21 protein-coding genes and 1 riboswitch are annotated in these 21,949 nt (G+C 56.3%); of the genes, 14 read left to right on the plus strand and 7 right to left on the minus strand.

Annotated elements, in window-relative coordinates; translation table 11 throughout:
- Positions 1-16 precede the first annotated feature (16 nt).
- From bglX to AAEY27_RS07920, 5 genes are all read left to right on the plus strand, one after another.
- Complete coding sequence (bglX, locus tag AAEY27_RS07900) at positions 17-2,314, plus strand: beta-glucosidase BglX (protein WP_342324437.1); 2,298 nt, start codon at positions 17-19, stop codon at positions 2,312-2,314.
- A 140-nt stretch (positions 2,315-2,454) separates the two neighbouring features.
- Positions 2,455-3,372: a glycine betaine ABC transporter substrate-binding protein OsmF gene (osmF, locus tag AAEY27_RS07905; protein WP_342324439.1), complete on the plus strand. Its 918-nt coding sequence runs from the start codon at positions 2,455-2,457 to the stop codon at positions 3,370-3,372.
- Between the two features lie 8 nt (positions 3,373-3,380).
- Positions 3,381-4,532: an ABC transporter permease gene (locus AAEY27_RS07910; RefSeq protein WP_342324441.1), complete on the plus strand. Its 1,152-nt coding sequence runs from the start codon at positions 3,381-3,383 to the stop codon at positions 4,530-4,532.
- A complete protein-coding gene (locus AAEY27_RS07915) occupies positions 4,529-5,476 on the plus strand; it encodes an ABC transporter ATP-binding protein (protein WP_342324443.1) in 948 nt (315 codons plus the stop codon). Before AAEY27_RS07910 ends, AAEY27_RS07915 begins: the two co-directional genes overlap by 4 nt.
- Positions 5,460-6,197, plus strand: a complete 738-nt coding sequence (locus AAEY27_RS07920) for an ABC transporter permease (protein WP_342324445.1) — start codon at positions 5,460-5,462, stop codon at positions 6,195-6,197. The genes AAEY27_RS07915 and AAEY27_RS07920 overlap by 17 nt, the downstream gene beginning before the upstream one ends.
- Here the strand turns inward: AAEY27_RS07920 and AAEY27_RS07925 are convergent.
- Complete coding sequence (locus AAEY27_RS07925) at positions 6,172-6,285, minus strand: protein YohO (protein ID WP_342324447.1); 114 nt, start codon at positions 6,283-6,285, stop codon at positions 6,172-6,174. The two genes, AAEY27_RS07920 and AAEY27_RS07925, sit on opposite strands and share 26 nt — an antisense overlap.
- A 60-nt stretch (positions 6,286-6,345) precedes the next feature.
- The gene (mlrA, locus tag AAEY27_RS07930) at positions 6,346-7,077 is read right to left on the minus strand and encodes an HTH-type transcriptional regulator MlrA (protein WP_342324448.1); all 732 of its coding nucleotides are present in this window, start codon (positions 7,075-7,077) and stop codon (positions 6,346-6,348) included.
- A 207-nt stretch (positions 7,078-7,284) separates the two neighbouring features.
- Here mlrA and AAEY27_RS07935 point away from each other — a divergent pair, with 207 nt between their 5' ends.
- The 3 genes from AAEY27_RS07935 to AAEY27_RS07945 are packed head-to-tail and all read left to right on the plus strand — an operon-like array spanning position 7,285 to position 10,225.
- On the plus strand, positions 7,285-8,973 hold the full coding sequence (locus AAEY27_RS07935) for a sensor histidine kinase (protein ID WP_342324450.1): 1,689 nt from the start codon (positions 7,285-7,287) through the stop codon (positions 8,971-8,973).
- Entirely contained in the window at positions 8,967-9,686 is a 720-nt protein-coding gene (btsR, locus tag AAEY27_RS07940) for a two-component system response regulator BtsR (RefSeq protein WP_342324452.1), read from the plus strand. Before AAEY27_RS07935 ends, btsR begins: the two co-directional genes overlap by 7 nt.
- Positions 9,687-9,739: 53 nt before the next feature.
- Positions 9,740-10,225 (plus strand): DUF1456 family protein, encoded by a 486-nt coding sequence (locus tag AAEY27_RS07945; RefSeq protein WP_342324454.1) that lies wholly within the window; start codon positions 9,740-9,742, stop codon positions 10,223-10,225.
- A gap of 57 nt (positions 10,226-10,282) precedes the next feature.
- Here AAEY27_RS07945 and AAEY27_RS07950 read toward each other — a convergent pair whose 3' ends face one another.
- Together AAEY27_RS07950 and metG are read right to left on the minus strand one after the other, a co-directional pair.
- Positions 10,283-10,738: a YehR family lipoprotein gene (locus tag AAEY27_RS07950; protein ID WP_342324455.1), complete on the minus strand. Its 456-nt coding sequence runs from the start codon at positions 10,736-10,738 to the stop codon at positions 10,283-10,285.
- 89 nt (positions 10,739-10,827) lie between these two features.
- On the minus strand, positions 10,828-12,861 hold the full coding sequence (gene metG / locus AAEY27_RS07955) for a methionine--tRNA ligase (RefSeq protein WP_342325506.1): 2,034 nt from the start codon (positions 12,859-12,861) through the stop codon (positions 10,828-10,830).
- A 164-nt stretch (positions 12,862-13,025) separates the two neighbouring features.
- Between metG and apbC the strand changes: the two genes are divergently transcribed.
- A complete protein-coding gene (gene apbC / locus AAEY27_RS07960; protein ID WP_342324456.1) occupies positions 13,026-14,135 on the plus strand; it encodes an iron-sulfur cluster carrier protein ApbC in 1,110 nt (369 codons plus the stop codon).
- A 111-nt stretch (positions 14,136-14,246) separates the two neighbouring features.
- Here the strand turns inward: apbC and AAEY27_RS07965 are convergent, their stop codons facing one another.
- From AAEY27_RS07965 to AAEY27_RS07975, 3 genes are all read right to left on the minus strand, one after another.
- Entirely contained in the window at positions 14,247-14,672 is a 426-nt protein-coding gene (locus AAEY27_RS07965; protein ID WP_342324457.1) for a GNAT family N-acetyltransferase, read from the minus strand.
- A gap of 11 nt (positions 14,673-14,683) precedes the next feature.
- A complete protein-coding gene (locus AAEY27_RS07970) occupies positions 14,684-15,019 on the minus strand; it encodes an RcnB family protein (RefSeq protein WP_342324459.1) in 336 nt (111 codons plus the stop codon).
- Positions 15,020-15,217: 198 nt separating this feature from the next.
- Positions 15,218-16,231, minus strand: coding sequence for a zinc-binding alcohol dehydrogenase family protein (locus AAEY27_RS07975; protein WP_342324460.1), 1,014 nt, complete (start codon positions 16,229-16,231; stop codon positions 15,218-15,220).
- A gap of 248 nt (positions 16,232-16,479) precedes the next feature.
- On the opposite strand from AAEY27_RS07975, the gene AAEY27_RS07980 reads away from it, so the two are divergent.
- The 5 genes from AAEY27_RS07980 to AAEY27_RS08000 all read left to right on the plus strand — a co-directional run bounded on the left by AAEY27_RS07980 (position 16,480) and on the right by AAEY27_RS08000 (position 21,901).
- Positions 16,480-17,466, plus strand: a complete 987-nt coding sequence (locus tag AAEY27_RS07980) for an Rpn family recombination-promoting nuclease/putative transposase (RefSeq protein ID WP_342324461.1) — start codon at positions 16,480-16,482, stop codon at positions 17,464-17,466.
- Between the two features lie 120 nt (positions 17,467-17,586).
- Positions 17,587-17,683: riboswitch (TPP riboswitch) on the plus strand.
- 34 nt (positions 17,684-17,717) lie between these two features.
- Positions 17,718-18,506, plus strand: a complete 789-nt coding sequence (thiM, locus tag AAEY27_RS07985; RefSeq protein WP_342324463.1) for a hydroxyethylthiazole kinase — start codon at positions 17,718-17,720, stop codon at positions 18,504-18,506.
- Positions 18,503-19,303, plus strand: a complete 801-nt coding sequence (thiD, locus tag AAEY27_RS07990; RefSeq protein WP_342324465.1) for a bifunctional hydroxymethylpyrimidine kinase/phosphomethylpyrimidine kinase — start codon at positions 18,503-18,505, stop codon at positions 19,301-19,303. Before thiM ends, thiD begins: the two co-directional genes overlap by 4 nt.
- Before the next feature lie 151 nt (positions 19,304-19,454).
- Entirely contained in the window at positions 19,455-20,507 is a 1,053-nt protein-coding gene (fbaB, locus tag AAEY27_RS07995; RefSeq protein ID WP_342324466.1) for a class I fructose-bisphosphate aldolase, read from the plus strand.
- Positions 20,508-20,746: 239 nt separating this feature from the next.
- A complete protein-coding gene (locus AAEY27_RS08000) occupies positions 20,747-21,901 on the plus strand; it encodes a mandelate racemase family protein (RefSeq protein WP_342324467.1) in 1,155 nt (384 codons plus the stop codon).
- The last annotated feature ends 48 nt before the right edge of the window (positions 21,902-21,949 follow it).

Here is a 21,949-nt window from a genome sequence, read left to right on the forward strand (position 1 = left end):
CAAGAGAGTAAACGACATGAAATGGCTATGTTCTGTAGGTGTCGCTGTTAGCCTTGCGCTGCAACCTGCGTTGGCGGAAGAGATGTTCGGCAACCATCCACTGACGCCGGAAGCAAGGGATGCCTTTGTCACGGATCTGCTCAAAAAAATGACGGTCGATGAAAAAATCGGCCAACTGCGGTTAATCAGCGTCGGGCCGGATAACCCGAAAGAAGCCATTCGCGACATGATCAAAGAGAGCCAGGTCGGCGCCATTTTTAACACCGTCACCCGGTCTGATATCCGCGCCATGCAAGACCAGGCTATGCAGTTAAGCCGCCTGAAAATTCCTCTCTTTTTCGCCTATGACGTCGTGCACGGTCAACGTACCGTTTTCCCCATTAGCCTCGGACTGGCCTCCAGTTTTAACCTTGACGCCGTCAAAACCGTTGGGCGTATTTCCGCGTATGAAGCCGCCGATGACGGCCTGAACATGACCTGGGCGCCGATGGTGGACGTCTCGCGCGATCCGCGCTGGGGCCGCGCATCGGAAGGTTTCGGCGAAGATACCTTCCTGACGTCTGAAATGGGCAGAACCATGGTGGAAGCGATGCAGGGCAAAAGCCCGGCGGATCGCTACTCGGTGATGACCAGCGTGAAACACTACGCCGCTTATGGCGCGGTGGAAGGCGGGAAAGAGTACAACACCGTCGATATGAGCCCGCAGCGTCTGTTCAACGACTATATGCCGCCGTACAAAGCCGCGCTCGACGCCGGTAGCGGTGGGGTGATGGTGGCGCTCAACTCGCTGAACGGCACCCCCGCGTCGTCTGATTCCTGGCTGCTTAAAGATCTGCTGCGTGATGAGTGGCACTTTAAAGGCATCACCATTTCTGACCACGGCGCCATCAAAGAGCTGATCAAACACGGCACGGCTGCCGACCCGGAAGACGCGGTGCGCGTGGCGCTGAAGTCCGGCATCAACATGAGCATGAGCGACGAGTACTACAGCAAATACCTGCCGGGGCTTATCAGGTCTGGCAAGGTGACAATGGCGGAACTGGACGACGCCGCGCGCCACGTGCTGAACGTGAAATACGATATGGGTCTGTTTAACGATCCGTACAGCCATCTCGGCGCGAAAGAGACCGATCCGCAAGACACCAATGCCGAAAGCCGCCTGCATCGCAAAGAAGCGCGGGAAGTGGCGCGCGAAAGCCTGGTGCTGTTGAAAAACCGCCTCGAAACGCTGCCGCTGAAAAAATCCGGTACTGTGGCCGTTGTTGGGCCGCTGGCGGACAGCAAACGCGATTCGATGGGGAGTTGGTCTGCGGCGGGCGTTGCCGATCAATCCGTGACCGTGCTGACCGGTATCCGCGAGGCGCTGGCCGGGAAAGGCGAGGTGGTGTACGCCAAAGGGGCGAATGTCACCAACGACAAAGATATCGTCAACTTCCTGAACCTGTACGAACCGGCGGTGGTGGTCGATCCGCGTACGCCGAAAGCGATGATTGATGAGGCGGTCGCGGCGGCGAACAAATCGGATGTTGTTGTCGCGGTGGTGGGCGAAGCGCAGGGCATGGCTCATGAAGCGTCGAGCCGTACCGATATCACCATTCCGCAAAGCCAGCGCGATCTGATTACCGCGCTGAAAGCGACCGGCAAACCGCTGGTGTTGGTGCTGATGAACGGTCGTCCGCTGGCGCTGGTGAAAGAAGATCAGCAAGCCGATGCGATTCTGGAAACCTGGTTCGCCGGTACTGAAGGCGGCAACGCCATTGCCGATGTGCTGTTCGGCGATTACAACCCGTCCGGTAAACTGCCGATGTCCTTCCCGCGCTCTGTCGGGCAAATCCCGGTTTACTACAGCCATCTCAACACAGGCCGCCCGTACAATGCGGATAAGCCGAACAAATACACCTCGCGTTACTTCGACGAAGCCAACGGGCCGCTGTATCCGTTTGGTTATGGCCTGAGTTACACCACGTTCAAGGTGTCCGACGTGAAAATGTCCGCTCCGACGATGACGCGCACCGGCAAAGTGACCGCCAGCGTGGACGTCACCAACACCGGCAAGCGCGAAGGCGACACGGTCATCCAGATGTATGTGCAGGATGTCACTGCGTCGATGAGCCGTCCGGTCAAACAGTTGCGCGGCTTTGACAAGGTGAACCTGAAACCGGGTGAAACCAAAACCGTCAGCTTTCCGATCGACGTGAACGCGTTGAAGTTCTGGAACCAGCAGATGAAATACGATGCGGAACCTGGCAAATTCAATGTCTTTATTGGTGTCGATTCCGCTCGCGTTAATCAAGGCGAGTTCGAATTGCGCTAACCTTCCAACAGGCCGGGAAACCGGCCTGTTTTCTCGTCTTCTTTTGCCCTTTCGGGCGAGCTTGCAACAATTCCTCACTTTTTCGTCTACGCTTTTTTCTCAAGCTGCTGAAAAAGGCAGTAAAAAATGAGGATACAACAATGACAATCACCAAGAAGATTGCCTGCTCAGTGGCATTGATGGCCGCCGTGAGCTTACCGTTGCAGGCGGCGGAGCCGATTAAAGTGGGTTCCAAAATTGATACCGAAGGGGCGCTGCTCGGCAATATCATTTTGCAAGTACTGGAAAGTCATGGCGTAAAAACAGTCAATAAAGTTCAGCTTGGCACCACGCCGGTGGTACGCGGCGCAATCACCTCTGGCGAGCTGGATATCTACCCGGAATACACCGGCAATGGCGCGTTCTTCTTTAAAGACGAAAATGACGCGGCATGGAAAAACGCGCAGCAGGGCTACGAGAAAGTGAAAAAACTCGACGCCGAAAAGAACAAGCTGGTCTGGCTGACGCCGGCCCCGGCGAATAATACCTGGACCATCGCGGTTCGTCAGGACCTGGCGCAGAAAAATAAACTCAACTCATTAGAGGATCTCAGCCGTTACCTGAAAGAGGGCGGTGAATTCAAACTCGCCGCGTCGGCGGAATTCATTGAGCGCACCGATGCGCTGCCCGCCTTCCAGAAAGCGTATGGTTTTACGCTTAAACAGGATCAATTGCTGTCGCTGGCCGGTGGCGATACGGCGGTGACCATCAAAGCCGCCGCGCAGCAAACCTCCGGCGTGAATGCCGCGATGGCTTATGGCACCGACGGCCCGGTCGCGGCGCTGGGCTTACAAACCCTCAGCGATCCGAAAGGCGTACAGCCGATTTATGCGCCAACGCCGGTGGTGCGCGAAGCCGTGCTGAAAGCCTACCCGGAACTGGACGCGTGGCTGAAACCGGTCTTCGCCAGCCTGGATGAAAAAACGCTGCAAAAACTCAATGCCAGCATTGCCGTTGAAGGGCTGGATGCGAAGAAAGTGGCAGCGGATTACCTGAAAGAAAAAGGTCTGGTGAAATAAGTACAACTATGGGTGTGTCGATACGCTGCCATAACCGCGTGCTGTTATTGCTGGTTGTGCTGGGAGGGTTGGCAGCGTGGCTGCCGTTTATCAACTACGCGCCAAACCGACTGGTTTCCGGTGAAAGCCGTGCGCTGTGGCAGCTTTTTTCTGTGCTGTGGTTGCTTGCGCCGGGCCTGTTGCTGGTCATCTGCTTTATTCCCGGACGCGGCGCGCAGGTGGCGACATTGCTGCTGGCCGAAGCGCTGTTCTGCCTGCTGGTCTGGAGCGCGGGCAGGGCGGCGACGGATCTTGCGCAAACCGGCAGCGCGTTGGCGCGTACCTCGCCGGGCAGCGGCTTATGGCTCTGGCTGGCGTTAACGCTGCTGGCCTGTAGCGACGCCATTCGGCGTTTTGCCAGCCACCCGGTCTGGCGCTGGCTGCTGCATGTGCAAATCTGGTGCCTGCCGCTCTTTTTGCTGCTCAGCGGCGAGCTGGATAATCTCTCGCTGCTGCACGAATACACCAATCGGCAGGACGTGTTTAATGACGCGCTGGCGCAGCATTTGACGCTGCTGTTCGGCACGTTATTCCCGGCGCTGGTGATCGGCTTTGCCGTCGGGTTGTGGTGCTACCGCCATCCGGCACGGCAGGGGCCGGTGTTCGCGGTGCTGAATGTTATCCAGACCATTCCTTCCGTGGCGCTGTTCGGCTTGTTGATTGCGCCGCTTGCCGGGCTGGTGCTGCAATTCCCGTGGCTCGCGCATCTTGGCATTGCCGGAACCGGCATGACGCCAGCGCTGATCGCCTTAATTCTTTACGCGCTGCTCCCGCTGGTGCGCGGCGTGGTCGCCGGGCTTAATCAAGTGCCGCAAGATGTGCTGGAAAGCGCCGAAGCGATGGGCATGAGCGCGCGTCAGCGTTTCTGGCAGGTGCGTGTGCCGCTGGCGTTGCCGCTGTTGCTGCGTAGCCTGCGGGTGGTGGCGGTGCAAACGGTCGGTATGGCCGTGATAGCCGCGCTGATTGGCGCGGGTGGTTTTGGCGCGCTGGTTTTCCAGGGGCTGCTCAGCAGCGCGTTGGATCTGGTGCTGCTCGGCGTTATCCCGGTGATCGGCATGGCTGTCATCATTGATGCCTTATTTGGCTTAAGCCTGGCGCTGTTGAAGGTAAAACAACCATGATTGAATTTAACAATGTCAGCAAAACGTTTGCCGGGCAGCAGGCGGTCAGCCACCTCGATTTAGAGGTCAAAAGCGGGGCGTTTTCCGTGCTGATTGGTACGTCCGGCTCCGGTAAATCCACCACCCTGAAGATGATTAACCGGCTGGTGGAACACGACGAAGGAACAATCCTGTTTGCCGGTGAAGACATTCGCCAGTTACCGGTGCTGGAATTGCGTCGCCGCATGGGGTACGCCATTCAGTCGATTGGCCTGTTTCCGCACTGGACGGTGGCGCAGAACATTGCCACCGTGCTGCAACTGCAAAAATGGTCGCGGGCTAAACGTGACGCGCGCATTGATGAACTGATGGCACTGCTTGGGCTGGAGTCGTCGTTGCGCGATCGTTTTCCGCATCAACTGTCCGGCGGGCAACAGCAGCGAGTTGGCGTGGCGAGAGCGCTGGCCGCCGACCCGGAAGTGTTACTGATGGATGAACCCTTCGGTGCGCTCGATCCGGTGACGCGCAGCGCATTGCAACAGGAGATGGTGCGCATTCACCGCCTGCTCGGGCGCACCATTGTGCTGGTCACCCACGATATTGATGAGGCGCTGCAACTGGCCGATCACCTGGTGTTGATGGATGGCGGCAACGTCGTTCAGCAGGGCACACCGCTGGAGATGCTGACCACACCGCAAAACGACTTTGTGCGTGAATTCTTCGGGCGTAGCGAACTGGGTGTGCGTTTGCTGTCGCTGCGCCAGGTCAGCGGCTATCTGCGCAACGAACAGGTTAACGACGGCGAACCGTTGCAGTCTGAAATGACGCTGCGCGAAGCGCTCTCGTCGTTTGTCGCCCAGCAGTGCGAAGTGCTGCCAGTGAACAACGCCAGCGGGCTGCCCTGCGGCAGCCTGCATTTTCGTGATCTACTGCGCGTCGAGGTCGGTAATGAAGATCGTGCGTGATCCATTGCTGTGGCTGATTGCGCTGTTTGTCGCGCTGCTGTTGTGGTTGCCGCACAGCGCGGCGCTGTTCAGCGCGCTGTTTCCGCAACTGCCGCGCCCGGTCTATTTGCAGGAGAGTTTTATCACCCTGACGGTGGCGCATTTCGCGCTGGTCGCTATTTCCAGCGTGATTGCGGTGGTGATTGGCGTCGGCGTGGCGATTGCGGTGACGCGCCCTGGCGGGCGGGAGTTTCGTCCATTGGCGGAAACCATTGCCGCCGTCGGGCAGACCTTTCCGCCGGTGGCGGTGCTGGCGATTGCTGTGCCGGTCATGGGGTTTGGTGAACAACCGGCGGTTATCGCGCTGGTGCTGTATGGCGTGTTGCCGATTTTACAAGGAACGCTGGCGGGCATTGCTGCCGTGCCGCAAAGCGTGCAGAGCGTGGCGCAGGGCATGGGCATGAGCGGATGGCAACGGCTGGTCAAAGTGGAGTTACCGCTGGCGGCGCCCGTGATTATTGCCGGGGTGCGCACCTCGGTGATCATTAATATCGGCACCGCGACCATTGCGTCAACGGTGGGAGCCAGTACGCTGGGGACGCCGATCATCATCGGGCTAAGCGGTTTTAATACCGCCTATATCGTGCAGGGCGCGGTGTTGGTGGCACTGGCGGCAATCATTGTCGACCGGGGTTTTGAACGCCTGGCGGTGCTGCTTAACCGGCACCGCCACGCACAATAAACGAATATCCGGCGAGCATCACGCCGCTGATCCCGCCGATCGCCATCAGCAGAAATACGGTGATGACGAGAATTTTACCAGGCTTCATGTTGAGCTCCTTTTAAGTCAGGCCGGCATTATAAAGGCATTGCCAGTTGTTAATGAAACATTAAATGCCGATAAGAGAGACGTTATGCCCTGTCTCCTGCCACGCCAACAGTTGTTGTTGCTGCGCGATGGTGGGCGTTTCGCCGCACCACACCAGCAGTGTCTGGCCGTCGAACATCTCCGGGCGAAACTGGCTTAACGAGTGCGCCAGAATACCGACCCGCCAACCTTGCTGGCTTGCCATCCACCCTTCCAGCCATAAACGGGTGGTGTCCTGCACATTCCAGCCAACCACCAGCGCGTCCTGGCCGCTCTTTTTGCGTGCCGTCACCAGACAGCCGGAAATGTGGCTTATCAGCACGCCATCCAACAAGCTCAGCATCGCCAACAAGGCGGGCTGCGGGTTTTGCAGCCGGTGGCGCAACGGGTTGAGCAAATAGGTTGCCAGCGTGCGAGCCGGGTAGTCGCGCCCGCAGGTTTTGATCCACTGTTGTAACTGGTGTTGGTTTCCCTGCTGCAAATAGTGCAGCACGGTTTCCTGATGTTTGTACCAGCAGTCATGGTGGGTTTCAGGATCGTTTGCCAACAGCGATTGCACTTTGCTGACCTGCACGCCGGTGTCGATCCAGCGTTGAATTTCACGGATGCGGTCAATATCCGCCTCGGTAAATAACCGGTGGCCGCCATCCGTGCGTTGGGGTTTCAATAATCCGTAACGACGCTGCCAGGCCCGCAGCGTCACGGGATTGATGTCGCATAACAATGCCACTTCACCAATTGTGTAAAGCGCCATGATTTCACCTTTGCTGCCCACACCCGCTTTAACTGTAGCCGCTAGCGGCCCGCAGGCGGTGATTTGCGCAAGATGTGCGCGAAAGGTTAATGACTCTGGCTGACTTTGTGACACAGAGCACGATTTTGTGTTTTTTTGCAGCACTTCAAAGAAACGCGCGGCGACTCCCTGTATGTTACGCGCTTTGGTTGAGGTGGTGTCGCGGGTATGTACGAATTCAATCTGGTGTTGTTGTTACTTCAGCAAATGTGCGTGTTCCTGGTGATCGCGTGGTTGATGAGCAAAACGCGCCTGTTTATCCCGCTGATGCAGGTCACCGTGCGCCTGCCGCACAAGCTGTTGTGCTACGTCACGTTCTCCATTTTCTGCATTCTTGGCACCTATTTCGGGCTGCATATCGAAGATTCCATTGCCAACACTCGCGCGATTGGCGCCGTGATGGGCGGCTTGCTCGGCGGTCCGCTGGTTGGCGGCCTGGTCGGTCTGACCGGAGGTTTGCACCGTTATTCGATGGGCGGCATGACCGCGCTTAGCTGCATGATGTCGACCTTTGTTGAAGGGCTGCTCGGCGGGCTGGTACACAGCTTTTTGATTAAGCGTGGGCGCACCGACCGGGTGTTTAACCCGTTTACCGCCGGCGCGGTAACCTGCGTCGCCGAACTGATTCAAATGCTGATCATCCTGATGATTGCGCGTCCTTATGAAAGCGCGCTGCACCTGGTGCAAAGCATCGCGGCACCCATGATGGTCACCAATACCGTTGGCGCGGCGCTGTTTATGCGCATCCTGCTCGATAAACGCGCAATGTTTGAGAAATACACCTCGGCGTTTTCCGCCACCGCGCTGAAAGTCGCGGCCTCCACCGAAGGTTTCCTGCGTCAGGGCTTTAACGAAGAGAACAGCATGAAGGTGGCGCAGGTGCTGTACAAAGAGCTGGATATCGGCGCGGTGGCGATAACCGATCGCGAAAAGCTGTTGGCCTTTACCGGCACCGGCGACGATCACCATTTGCCGGGGCGGCCCATTTCCTCAGTCTGGACGCAGCGCGCCATTGAAACCGGGGAGGTGGTGTATGCCGATGGCAACGAAGTGCCATACCGCTGCTCACTGCATCCGCAGTGCAAATTAGGCTCGACGCTGGTGATCCCGCTGCGCGGCGAAAACCAGCGCGTGGTCGGCACTATCAAACTCTACGAAGCGAAAAACCGCCTGTTCAGTTCGATCAATCGCACGCTGGGCGAGGGGATCGCGCAACTGCTGTCGGCGCAAATTCTCGCCGGGCAATATGAACGCCAGAAAGCGCTGCTCACCCAGTCGGAAATCAAGCTGCTGCATGCGCAGGTTAACCCGCATTTCCTGTTTAACGCGCTCAATACCCTAAAAGCGGTGATCCGCCGCGACAGCGATCAGGCCGGGCTGCTGGTGCAATATCTCTCAACGTTCTTTCGCAAAAATTTAAAACGCCCGTCGGAAGTGGTCACGCTGGCGGATGAGATCGAACATGTAAATGCCTACCTGCAAATCGAACAGGCGCGTTTTCAGTCGCGCTTGCAGGTGCAACTGCACGTGCCGGATGCGCTGGCGCATCTGCGGTTGCCCGCCTTTACCTTGCAGCCCATTGTTGAGAACGCCATTAAACATGGGACCTCGCAACTGCTCGGCGTGGGTGAAATCACCCTGCATGCCAGCCAGCAGGGCAGGCACCTGGTGTTGGATATTGAAGACAATGCCGGGCTGTATCAGCCGAAAAGCGATGCCAGCGGGCTGGGCATGAGCCTGGTGGATAAACGCCTGCGCGCGCGTTTCGGTGATGAGTGCGGCATTACCATTGCTTGCGAGCCTGACCAATTCACCCGCATTACCTTACGACTCCCGTTGGAGGAAAACGCATGTTAAAAGTGCTGATTGTTGATGATGAACCGCTGGCCCGGGAAAACCTGCGTATCCTGCTTCAGGAAGAGAGCGATATTGAGATTGTCGGCGAGTGCGGCAATGCGGTGGAAGCGATTGGCGCGGTGCATAAACTGCGCCCGGACGTGCTGTTTCTCGATATTCAAATGCCGCGCATCAGCGGGCTGGAGATGGTCGGCATGCTCGATCCGGGCAACCGGCCGTATGTGGTGTTTCTCACCGCGTTTGATGAATATGCAGTGCAGGCCTTCGAGGAGCACGCGTTCGATTATCTGCTCAAGCCGATAGAAGCGCCGCGTCTGGAGAAAACCCTGGCCCGCCTGCGCCAGGAGCGCGGCGTGCAGGATGTGTCGGTGCTGCCGGAAAACCAGGACGCGCTGAAGTTCATTCCCTGCACCGGGCATAGCCGCATTTGGCTGTTGCAGATGGACGAAGTGGCGTTTGTCAGCAGCCGGTTGAGCGGGGTGTATGTCACCAGTCATGAAGGCAAAGAGGGTTTTACCGAATTGACGCTGCGCACGCTGGAGAGCCGCACGCCGCTGGTGCGCTGCCATCGTCAGTATTTGGTCAATATGGCGCATCTCAAAGAGATCCGCCTTGAAGACAACGGCCAGGCCGAATTGCTGCTGCGCGATGGGCTGACCGTGCCGGTGAGCCGACGTTATCTGAAGAATTTAAAAGAGACGTTGGGGTTGTAAATTCCTGCGCGATGCCTACACTGCGCGCTGGTTCCTCACTTCCTGGAAGAAAAATGCTGAATAACGATATCCTGCGCAGCCTGCGCTTCACCTTGCAGGCTGACAACAACGCGCTGGTGCGCATTCTCGCGCTGGCGGACACCCCGGTCACCGTGGAGCAGCTTGCGCCCTGGCTGCGTAAAGAGGATGAGGCGGGTTATCAGCCGTGTCCGGATATTGTGTTATCCGCTTTCCTCAATGGCCTGATTTACGAGAAGCGCGGTAAAGATGAGAGCGCGCCGCCGCTGGTGGCCGAGCGCAAATTGAATAACAACATTGTGCTGAAGAAATTGCGTATCGCGTTTTCGTTAAAGACCGACGATATTCTGGCGATCCTCACCGAGCAGCAGTTCCGCATTTCAATGCCGGAAATCACCGCCATGATGCGCGCGCCGGAGCATAAAAATTTCCGTGAGTGCGGCGACCAGGTGATGCGTTATTTCCTGCGTGGGTTAGCGGTGCGCGGGCAGAAGCCGCAGAGCAAATCAGAAGATAAATAAACAAGCCATACACAAAATTTGTAGGCCCGGTAAGCGTCGCGCCACCGGGCATTTTGATTAATTCACTTCTTTAAAACCGCGCGCTTTTAACAACTCTTCCGACTGCTTCATACTGATTTGGCCATTCACCGTGCCGGTAAACTCCGAACCCTGCAAACTGTTCAGCTTGGCGAAATCCACTTCGGTGTAATCCACATCCAGCGTCTCTTGCGCGTAGGTTTCTTCGTAATCCACGCTCTCTTTAATCCCTTTCACGCTCTGGTATTTTTTGCTGATCGGATCCAGAACCTTCATCGCCTCGTCTTTGGTTTTCGCACCAATCGCCGAGTATTCGATTTTGTTTTTCGCGGTCTGGCGCAGCACTTTGTCATCTTTGTAGTAATAGGTCAGCGTCACTTCCGTGCCCGCTTGCGACCAGCTAAAAGTTTTGCTCTGCTCTTTTTCGCCACAGCCGACCAGGCCAACGAGTAAAGCGACAGAAAAAATGGCTGCGATGAGTTTACTGAATTTCACGATAATCCCCTGTTTTCCATGTGAAGTATTGTTTTGGGTAACACCGAATTGAGTATAGAAAAAGGCGCTGAATTCAGCGCCTTATTTTTTTATTTAACTTGCTGGCCCGCTTTCGCACCGGAATCCGGGCTTAACAGGAAGATATCTTTCCCACCAGGACCGGCGGCCATCACCATCCCTTCGGAGATGCCAAAGCGCATTTTGCGCGGCGCGAGGTTGGCGACCATCACCGTCAGACGGCCAATCAGCGCGCTCGGATCCGGGTAAGCAGAACGAATGCCGGAGAAGACATTGCGTTTTTCGCCGTCCAGATCCAACGTCAGGCGCAGCAGTTTGTCGGAGCCTTCAACGAATTCAGCGTTTTCAATCAGCGCCACGCGCAGATCGACTTTCGCGAAATCATCAAAGCTGATGGTTTCCTGAATCGGGTTATCCGCCAGCTCGCCGGTTGCCGGGGCAGCAGCGGCTTTCACTTCCTCTTTGGAGGCTTCCACCAGCGCTTCTACCTGTTTCATCTCGATACGGTTGTACAACGCTTTGAACGCGCTAACTTTGTGGCCGAGCAGCGGCTGGTTGATGGCAGCCCATTCAAGCTGGGTATTGAGGAACGCTTCGGCGCGTTCCGCCAGCGATGGCAGCACCGGTTTCAGGTAGGTCAACAACACGCGGAACAGGTTGATGCCCATTGAGCAAATCGCTTGCAGGTCGGCGTCGCGGCCTTCCTGTTTGGCGACAACCCACGGCGCCTGCTCATCAACATAGCGGTTTGCCACATCGGCCAGCGCCATGATTTCGCGTACCGCTTTACCAAACTCGCGGCTTTCCCACGCTTCGCCAATGGTTGCCGCCGCGTCGGTAAAGGTTTTGTACAACGCCGGATCGGCCAGTTCATCGGCCAGTACGCCGTCGAAACGCTTGGCGATAAACCCGGCATTACGGGACGCGAGGTTCACCACTTTGTTCACGATATCGGCGTTCACGCGCTGGATGAAATCTTCCAGATTCAGGTCGATATCATCAATGCGCGAAGAGAGTTTCGCCGCGTAGTAGTAACGCAGGCTGTCGGCATCGAAATGGTTCAGCCAGGTGCTGGCTTTGATAAAGGTGCCGCGCGATTTGGACATTTTCGCGCCGTTGACCGTCACATAACCGTGTACGAACAGGTTGGTCGGCTTGCGAAAGCCGCTGCCTTCCAGCATCGCCGGCCAGAACAGGCTGTGGAAATAGACGATATCTTTACCGATAAAGTGATACAGCTCGGCGTCGGACTCTTTTTTCCAGTATTCGTCGAAGCTGGTCGTGTCGCCGCGTTTGTCGCACAGGTTTTTAAAGGAACCCATGTAGCCAATCGGCGCGTCCAGCCAGACGTAGAAATATTTGCCCGGCGCGCCTGGAATTTCGAAACCGAAGTACGGCGCGTCACGGGAGATATCCCACTGCTGCAAACCGGATTCGAACCACTCCTGCATTTTGTTGGCAACTTGTTCCTGCAATGCGCCGCTGCGCGTCCACGCTTGCAGCATTTCGCTGAAAGAGGGCAGGTCGAAGAAGAAGTGTCCGGAATCACGCATCACCGGCGTCGCACCGGAAACCACGGATTTCGGCTCGATAAGCTCGGTCGGGCTGTAGGTCGCGCCGCACACTTCGCAGTTATCGCCGTATTGATCCGGTGATTTACATTTCGGGCAGGTGCCTTTTACAAAACGGTCCGGCAGGAACATGCCTTTTTCCGGGTCGTAAAGCTGGGAGATGGTGCGGTTTTTAATAAAACCGTTCTCTTTCAGACGGGTGTAGATCAGCTCCGACAGCTCGCGGTTTTCGTCGCTGTGCGTGGAGTGGTAGTTATCGTAGCTGATGTTAAAGCCAGCAAAATCCGTCTGATGTTCCTGACTCATCTCGCCAATCATCTGCTCTGGGGTGATCCCCAGTTGCTGCGCTTTCAGCATAATCGGCGTGCCGTGAGCATCATCCGCGCAGATGAAATTGACCTGATGGCCGCGCATTCGCTGGTAACGGACCCAGACATCAGCCTGGATGTGCTCCAGCATATGGCCGAGGTGGATGGAGCCGTTGGCGTACGGCAATGCGCACGTTACCAGTATTTTCTTCGCGACTTGAGTCATAGTTGGCATTACATCTTCTTGAGAAAAAGGGGTATCGATAGTACCAAAAGGGGAATTAATGCGCCAAGCGATTAGGGCATTAATCCATAAATGGATAATTATTACCTGTGCGGTAAACTGGGCCGCTACAATGTCGTTATTCGAACAACTACAAAGGAGTCGGGATGAGTTCGCAATCCCAGGCCAAATCCCCGGAAGCACTACGTGCAATTGTCACCGGGACGCTGGCCGATTTTCAGCACCCAACCCTCAAGCACAATCTCACGGCGTTAAAAGCTGTGCACCACGTCGCGTGGTTGGATGACACCCTGCATATTGAGCTGCTGATGCCGTTTGTCTGGCGCAGTGCGTTCGAAGAGTTAAAAGCGCAGTGCAGCGCTGAGCTGTTGCGCTTGACCGGTGCCAGCGCCATCGACTGGAAGCTGTCTCACACTATCGCCACCCTGAAACGCGTGAAAAATCAGCCGGGCATTAACGGCGTGAAAAACATTATCGCCGTCAGTTCCGGCAAGGGCGGGGTAGGGAAATCCTCCACCGCGGTTAACCTCGCGCTGGCGCTGGCCGCCGAAGGGGCGAAAGTCGGTATTCTGGATGCCGATATTTATGGCCCGTCGATCCCGCTGATGCTCGGCGCGGAAAACGAGCGCCCGACCTCGCCGGATGGCACGCACATGGCGCCGATTATGGCGCATGGTCTGGCGACCAACTCGATTGGTTATCTGGTGACCGATGAGAACGCGATGGTGTGGCGCGGCCCGATGGCCAGCAAAGCGCTGCTGCAACTGTTGCAGGAATCCATGTGGCCAGATCTTGATTATCTGGTGCTTGATATGCCGCCAGGCACCGGTGATATTCAGCTGACGCTGGCGCAGAACATTCCGGTTACCGGCGCGCTGGTGGTTACCACGCCGCAGGATATCGCGCTGATTGACGCCAAAAAAGGCATCGTCATGTTCGAGAAAGTCGAAGTGCCGGTGCTCGGTATTGTCGAAAACATGAGTATGCATATTTGCAGCAATTGCGGTCACCACGAGCCGATTTTCGGCACAGGCGGCGCAGAGAAGCTGGCGGCGCAGTATCACACGCAATTATTGGGTCAAATGCCGTTGCATATTTCGCTGCGTGAAGATCTCGATAATGGCACGCCGACGGTGGTTAGCCGCCCGGATAGCGAATTCACCGCGATTTATCGCAGCCTGGCCGGACGCGTTGCCGCGCAGCTTTATTGGCAGGGTGAAATCATTCCCGGCGACATCGCGTTTCGCGCGGTGTAATTGAACGTGCCGGAGGGCGCTAAACGCTTATCCGGCCTACGCGGTTTATGTACCTTGTAGGCCGGATAAGGCAAACGCCGCCCTCCGGCAAAATTAACACTTCAACAATTCTCACTTCAGCACATAGTGCATCAGCAAATAATCCCCCTGCGGCGACACGCCTTGCGCTTCAACCTTCCAGCCGTGGTGTTGATAAAACGTCAACGCGTCTTTGTTAAGCAGCAAACATTTCAGCGCCCCGGTGTGGGTAAACGTAGACTGCGCATGCTTGAGTAACGCGCTGCCTACGCCTTTGCCCTGAAAATCCGGGTCGATAAATAAGTTATGCAGGAAATTGTCGTTTACAGATACCGAAGCGAAGCCCATACGATGCCCATCTTCTTCCGCCACCCAAACGGTTTCACCGAGCGTGGCGGTATCGAAATCTTCCAGACGCCAGTCGCTGCTATCCAGCCAGCGCCAGGCGCTTTTACGGGCGCGCAAATAGAGGGTACGCAAAAACGGCCTGTCACTTTCCTGCCAGCGGCGGATAATCACAGGCGCTCCTCTTAACGGTGATAGAAAATGTCGCCATTGTAGGCTTTGAGAATTTTGCCGTCGGCATCGGTGATCAGCACGTAATTGCCGCCCATGTAGGTCCAGTGGCTACCGGCATCCGGCGCGGGCAGATTGCGCAATTTCCACTGTTTGATGTTGTAGTCTTCGCTGCGATACATCTCTGGCACCGTGTCGCCAATGGTGAATTTGGTGAAGTCGGCGACGAATTCGTTTATTTCGTAAGATTGATCTCCGGTCGCGTTCGGTGTTGCTGTCTGCGGTGCGGCAAAAGCAGATGAAGCTGTCGCCAACAGCGCGCCCAGAAGCATCATTTTTGTTTTACTCATACTCTCTCCAGGTTGTTCTTATACATTTCACGCAGTTGCATAAATAGCACGCCATCATTGCCGTTAACGGACAGGGGAGCAACCACCAAAAAATAACGCTTTGGTAAAAAGTGTAAGCAAACCCAGGGAAAAGCAGGACAAGCGGATAACGATTTTCGCTATCCGCTTGTAACGTTTGGGAGTAATCCTGGCAACGAATCAGCCAGCGAAGCCTTCCAGCACGATTTTCCCCACCGCGCGATGACTTTCGAGAAGCGCATGCGCTTTACGCAGATTGGCGGCGTTGATCGCACCAAAATGTTCGCCAAGGGTGGTTTTCAGCACGCCTTTATCGATCAACTGCGCCACGCGTGACAACAAATGGTGTTGCTCAATCATATCGGCGGTCGAAAACAGTGAGCGGGTGAACATCAATTCCCAGTGCAGGGAAATGCTTTTTGTTTTCAGCGGCACAGCGTCCAGGCTTTCCGGGTCGTCAATGAGCGCCAGTTTGCCCTGCGGTTGCAGCGCGTTAATCAACTGCTGATAGTGCTGTTCGGTGTTATTGAGGCTGGCGACGTGCGTCACCTGGTTGATACCAATGCGCGCTAACTCTTCGGTTAACGGTTTGCTGTGATCAATCACGTGGTGCGCGCCCAACTCTTTTATCCACTGCTGGCTGGCGGGACGGGAGGCGGTGGCGACAATTGTCAGGCGGGTAAGCTGGCGTGCCAGTTGGGTCAGGATCGACCCCACACCGCCCGCCGCGCCGACAATCAGTAGCACATCGCCATCATTGCCATTTTCCGCAATGCCCAGGCGGTCAAACAACAACTCCCACGCGGTGATGGCGGTCAAGGGCAGGGCGGCAGCGGCGGCGTTATCCAACGTTGTCGGTTTCAACGCCACAATGCGTTCATCCACCAACTGGAATTCGCTGTTGCTGCCCGGACGCGTCAGCGCGCCGGCGTACCAGACTTCATCCCCCGGCTGGAACAGTGTGACGGCATCGCCCACCGCTTTCACCACGCCAACGGCATCCCAACCCAGTACGCGTGGCGCATCGGCGTTAAAACCGGCGCGCACTTTGGTGTCCACGGGGTTAACGGAAATGGCTTTCACTTCCACCAGCAGATCGTGGCCGCTGGCTTGCGGTTGTGGCAGGTCGATATCCGAGAGGTATTCCAGATTGCTACTGCCTGCGGCAGCACGGGTAATGGCGATCGCTTTCATCTTTGCTCCGTTAATGCGTTGTGTGTTCGCTAAGGGTAGTCAACACAACGCTTATGAAAAACCCGCGAAACGGAGCAGCACTTATCCTTGAGGAGTGAAAATAGTGGATGGGCAGCACCTGAACGTATTCTGATAATGGTCCACTATGTCGCTGTAACTACTTGTTCGCGTATTGTCCGGCAGTGGCCTCGTACGTAATCTCTGGGCGCATTTAGTGATTCGAACCATTAATGAGCAGGAAGAGAGCGATGTCTAAAAAGAAAGGAAGTGGCGTCACTTCAATGCCGCATGATGCCGTGTTCAAACAATTTCTGACGCACCCGGATATCGCCCGTGATTTCCTGGGGCTGCATCTACCGGAAAGGCTGCTTGCCATTTGCGATTTAAATACGCTGCAACTGGCACCGGGAAGCTTTGTCGATGAAAGCTTGCGCGCGCTTTACAGTGATGTGCTTTATAGCCTGAAAACAACGCGTGGTGACGGGTATATTCAAGTACTGATTGAGCATCAGTCGACGCCAGACAGCGAAATGGCTTTTCGTTTGATTCGTTATGCACTAGCCGCGATGCAGCGGCATCTGGATGCAGGGCATGAAAAGCTGCCGCTGGTCATTCCGGTATTGTTTTATACCGGTAAACGTAGCCCTTATCCCTATTCAACTAATTGGCTTGATATGTTTCATGATCCTTCCACCGCGCAAACGCTTTACAGCAGCCATTTTCCGTTAGTTGATGTAACAATGATTCCTGATGATGAAATCATGAACCACCGTAGTATGGCGGCACTGACCCTGCTGCAAAAACACATTCAACAGCGGGATGTTGACGAATTATTGGACAGGTTGACTGAAATTCTGTTGGCTGAGTACATAACGGGACAGCAATTGGTTTCGTTGATAAACTACCTGGTGTATGTCGGTGAAACGCCCGATGCCGAAGGTTTTATACGTCAACTGGCGCAGCGGGTGCCGCAATATAAGGACGAACTGATGACCATCGCGCAACAGCTTGAACAAAAAGGTATTAGCCAAGGACTCAAACAAGGCCTCAAACAGGGCCTCGAGCAAGGTCTTGAACAAGGTCTCGAGCAAGGTCTTGAACAAGGTCTCGAACAAGGCCGACAGCAGGAGGCACTGAAAATTGCCCGCACCATGCTGCAAAACGGGCTTGATAGCCAGACCGTTATGAAAATGACCGGGCTTTCTGAGGCTGAAGTGACGCAACTCTGCCATTAATTTCACGTGTTGATAACGGGGTTTATTGCGCCGGGGCGTGAGAAAAGCCCGTTTACAACGCTTCTGACCGGCATTATCCTGATTGCCGGTCAATAAAATGTTAATGACAACTTATTGATTTTAAATGACTCGGGGTGCCCTTCTTTGTGAAGGCTGAGAAATACCCGTACCACCTGATCTGGATAATGCCAGCGTAGGGAAGTCAGATGCCCGCCCGGCATCCCTTCTTCACGCCGGGCAGGAGCGACATCATGCAACCTGACCTGCTTGATCGTGTGCAAACCGCACACGCGTTACAGCAATTTCGCCATCTTTCCCCCCTCGTACACTGTATGACGAACGACGTCGTACAAACCTTTACCGCCAACGTATTGCTGGCGCTCGGCGCTTCGCCTGCGATGGTGATTGAGCGTGACGAAGCCCGGCAATTCAGCGCCATCGCAGATGCGCTATTGATCAATGTCGGCACGCTCACCCGCGAACGCGCGGATGCCATGCAGGCGGCGGTCGACAGCGCGAATGCGGTGCATAAACCCTGGACACTCGATCCCGTCGCCGTTGGCGCGCTGACCTTCCGTTCGGAATTCTGCCAGCAGCTTCTGGCGCGGCACCCTGCCGCCATTCGCGCTAACGCCTCTGAAATCCTCGCCCTTGCCGGAATGCCTGCCGGTGGGCGCGGCGTTGACACCACCGATACCGCCAGTACTGCGCTGCCAGCCGCGCAAAAACTGGCGCGGCAAACCGGGGCGGTTGTCGCGGTCACCGGAGAAGTGGATTACATCACTGACGGTTCGCGGACATTGATGGTCACCGGCGGGCATGTGCTGATGACGCGCGTGGTCGGCACCGGCTGCGCGCTCTCTGCCGTCGTTGCCGCAAGCTGTGCATTGCCTGGCGACAGGCTGGTCAATGTCGCTGCGGCCTGTGCATTTATGGCGCAAGCGGGCAGCCTGGCGGTGGCGCAAAGCCAGGGGCCGGGCAGTTTTGTCCCGGCGTTTCTCGACGCGTTGTATGCATTGGGTGGGGAGGTTCGCGTATGAAACGGATCAACGCATTAACCATTGCTGGCACCGATCCCAGCGGCGGCGCGGGTATTCAGGCGGATCTAAAAACGTTTTCAGCCCTCGGCGCGTATGGCTGTTCGGTGATCACCGCGCTGGTGGCGCAAAACACGCGCGGTGTGCAGTCGGTTTACCGCATTGAGCCGGATTTTGTCGCCGCCCAGCTTGATTCCGTGCTGAGCGATGTGCGCATCGACACCACCAAAATCGGCATGCTGGCGGAAACGGATATTGTGGAAGCCGTCGCCGAGCGGTTGCGTCGCTACCAGGTGCGCAATGTGGTGCTGGACACGGTGATGCTCGCCAAAAGCGGTGACCCGCTGTTATCGCCGTCCGCGGTCGTGGCGCTGCGCCAGCATTTACTGCCGCAAGTTTCACTTATTACGCCTAACTTGCCGGAAGCCGCCGCGCTGCTCGATGCGCCTCACGCCCATAATGAACACGAAATGCATGCCCAGGGCAAAGCGCTGCTGGCGCTCGGTTGCGAAGCGGTGTTGATGAAAGGCGGTCATTTAGACGATGCCGAAAGCCCGGACTGGCTGTTCACCCGTGACGGCGCGCAGCGCTTCACCGCCCCACGGATAAATACGAAAAATACCCACGGAACCGGCTGCACACTCTCTGCCGCGCTGGCGGCGCTGCGACCGCGTCATGCCGACTGGAATTCAACCATTGTGGAGGCGAAAAACTGGCTGACCGCCGCGCTGGCACAGGCCGATTCGCTGGAAGTGGGGCACGGCATCGGCCCGGTTCACCACTTCCATCAATGGTGGTAAATCAGGATCCGAAACGTGCCAGCAGATAATGCTGAAAAAAAGGGCGGCGGTGGAAAATCTCGCGTCACGGTACCAGGCTTATTTTTGCCCATCGCAAGGATGGGTAAGGATAATCCAATTCGCCTCGCGCGAAGCTTACGGGAGCATAGCTATGACTGATATTGTGCAGTTGCTTGGCAAAGACGCCGAAAGCCTACTACAACACCGTTGCATGACCCTTCCCGCCGATCAGCTTTATCTGCCTGGCCACGATTATGTCGACCGCGTGATGATCGACAATAACCGTCCGCCTGCGGTACTGCGAAATATGCAGACGCTGTATAACCATGGGCGGCTGGCGGGGACCGGTTATCTGTCGATTCTGCCGGTAGACCAGGGCATTGAGCACTCGGCAGGCGCGTCGTTTGCTGCTAATCCGCTCTATTTCGATCCGAAGAATATCGTTGAGTTGGCCATTGAAGCGGGCTGTAACTGTGTGGCTTCCACCTACGGCGTGCTGGCGTCGGTTTCCCGCCGTTACGCGCACCGCATTCCGTTCCTGGTGAAATTGAATCACAACGAAACCCTCAGCTATCCCACCGAATATGACCAGACGCTGTACGCCAGCGTAGAGCAGGCCTTCAATATGGGCGCTGTCGCGGTTGGCGCGACCATCTATTTTGGCTCGATTGAATCCCGCCGCCAGATTGAAGAGATTTCCGCTGCGTTCGAACGCGCTCATGAACTGGGCATGGTCACGGTGCTGTGGGCGTATCTGCGTAACTCGGCGTTCAAGAAAGACGGCGTGGATTACCATGCTTCCGCCGATCTCACCGGCCAGGCGAACCATATCGCCGCCACCATTGGCGCGGATATCGTGAAGCAGAAAATGGCGGAAAATAACGGCGGTTATAAAGCGGTGAACTTCGGCTACACCGACGATCGCGTTTACAGCAAGCTGACCAGCGATAACCCCATCGACCTGGTGCGTTACCAACTGGCGAACTGCTATATGGGCCGCGCCGGGCTGATCAACTCCGGTGGTGCGTCAGGCGGTGACACGGATCTCGGCGATGCTGTGCGCACGGCGGTGATTAACAAACGCGCGGGCGGCATGGGCTTGATCCTCGGTCGTAAAGCGTTTAAGAAAACGATGGCCGACGGCGTGAAACTGATTAACGCCGTGCAGGACGTCTACCTTGATGAGAAAGTGACCATCGCCTGATGGTGGCTTTTACCCTCTTCCTGCGGGAGGAGGGTAAAACAAAAACCCTGTTTCAAACCTCGTGCATTCCCTCGCCGATCTTGATCACATTTCCGTAACCTTTTGTGAAAAATGTCACGCATCCTCGTGTGCATGCCCAAAAAATGGCCGCTGCTTAGCGCTATTTGTCCGAGGAAGCGGCCAGATTTTGTGCATATATTTTATTCTGAAACGGCTTTTCAAAAACTCAAGGACACGCAATGAAAATTGAATCTGTAAACGTCACCGTCTTCCAGCACCCGACGCGCCGGGTTTCCGACAGCGCCGGGCATTCGCATCCGGGGCCGGAAACCCAGGCGAAGATGGCGATGTTAACGATTACCGCCGACGATGGCACAACGGGCTATTCGTTCGCGCCGCCGGAAGTGGTGCGCCCGTTCGTGCTGAACGCCTTTTTCCGCAAAGTGATGGTCGGCCAGGACCCCTTTAATCGCGAGCGCATCTGGCAAGATTTAGTCCACTGGCAGCGCGGCAGCGCCCATCAGCTTACCGAGCGCGCTCTGTCATTTGTCGAACAAGCTTTGTGGGATCTGATTGGCCGCAAGCTGAATATGCCGGTCTACAAATTGCTTGGCGGCTACCGCGATAAAGTCCCGGCTTACGGCAGCACCATGTGCGGCGACGAGCTGGAAGGCGGCCTTTCCACGCCGGACGAATATGCGACGTTTGCCGAAAAACTGGTGGCGCGCGGCTATAAAGCCATCAAGTTACACACCTGGATGCCGCCGGTGAAGTTCGCCCCGAACCCGAAAATGGATGTCAAAGCCTGTGCCGCCGTGCGTGAAGCGGTCGGCCCGGATATCGATCTGATGATCGACGGCTACCACTGGTACAGCCGCACTGACGCGTTGTACATCGGCAAGGAACTGGAAAAACTCGATTTCGCCTGGTTCGAAGAGCCGATGGAAGAAGAGAGCATGTCTTCTTACGTCTGGTTGGCGGAAAACTTATCGATCCCGATTATCGGCCCGGAAAGCCTGGGTGGGAAACATCACAGCCGTGCGGATTGGGTGAAAGCGGGTGCTTGCGACATCCTGCGCGCCGGTGCCAATGGCGTGGGCGGTATTTCACCGACCCTGAAAGTGGCGAACCTGGCCGAATCGTTCGGTATGGATTGCGAAGTGCACGGAAACGGCGCGGCGAGCCTGGCGGTGATCGGCGCGATTCGCAACTGCCGCTGGTACGAGCGTGGCTTGCTGCATCCGTTCCTCGATTACGATCAACCGGCGGCGTATCTCAACAGTATCGTCGACCCGATGGACGAAGACGGTTTTGTCCATCTGCCGCAGCGTCCGGGGCTCGGCGAAGACATCAATTTTGCGTATATCGAAGCCAATACCGTCAGCCACGACTGACACATAAAAAATGCCCGAAAGCACGGACTTTCGGGACACGTACCCTAC

This window comes from Kosakonia sp. BYX6, assembly GCF_038449125.1.
GTDB lineage: Bacteria > Pseudomonadota > Gammaproteobacteria > Enterobacterales > Enterobacteriaceae > Kosakonia > Kosakonia calanthes.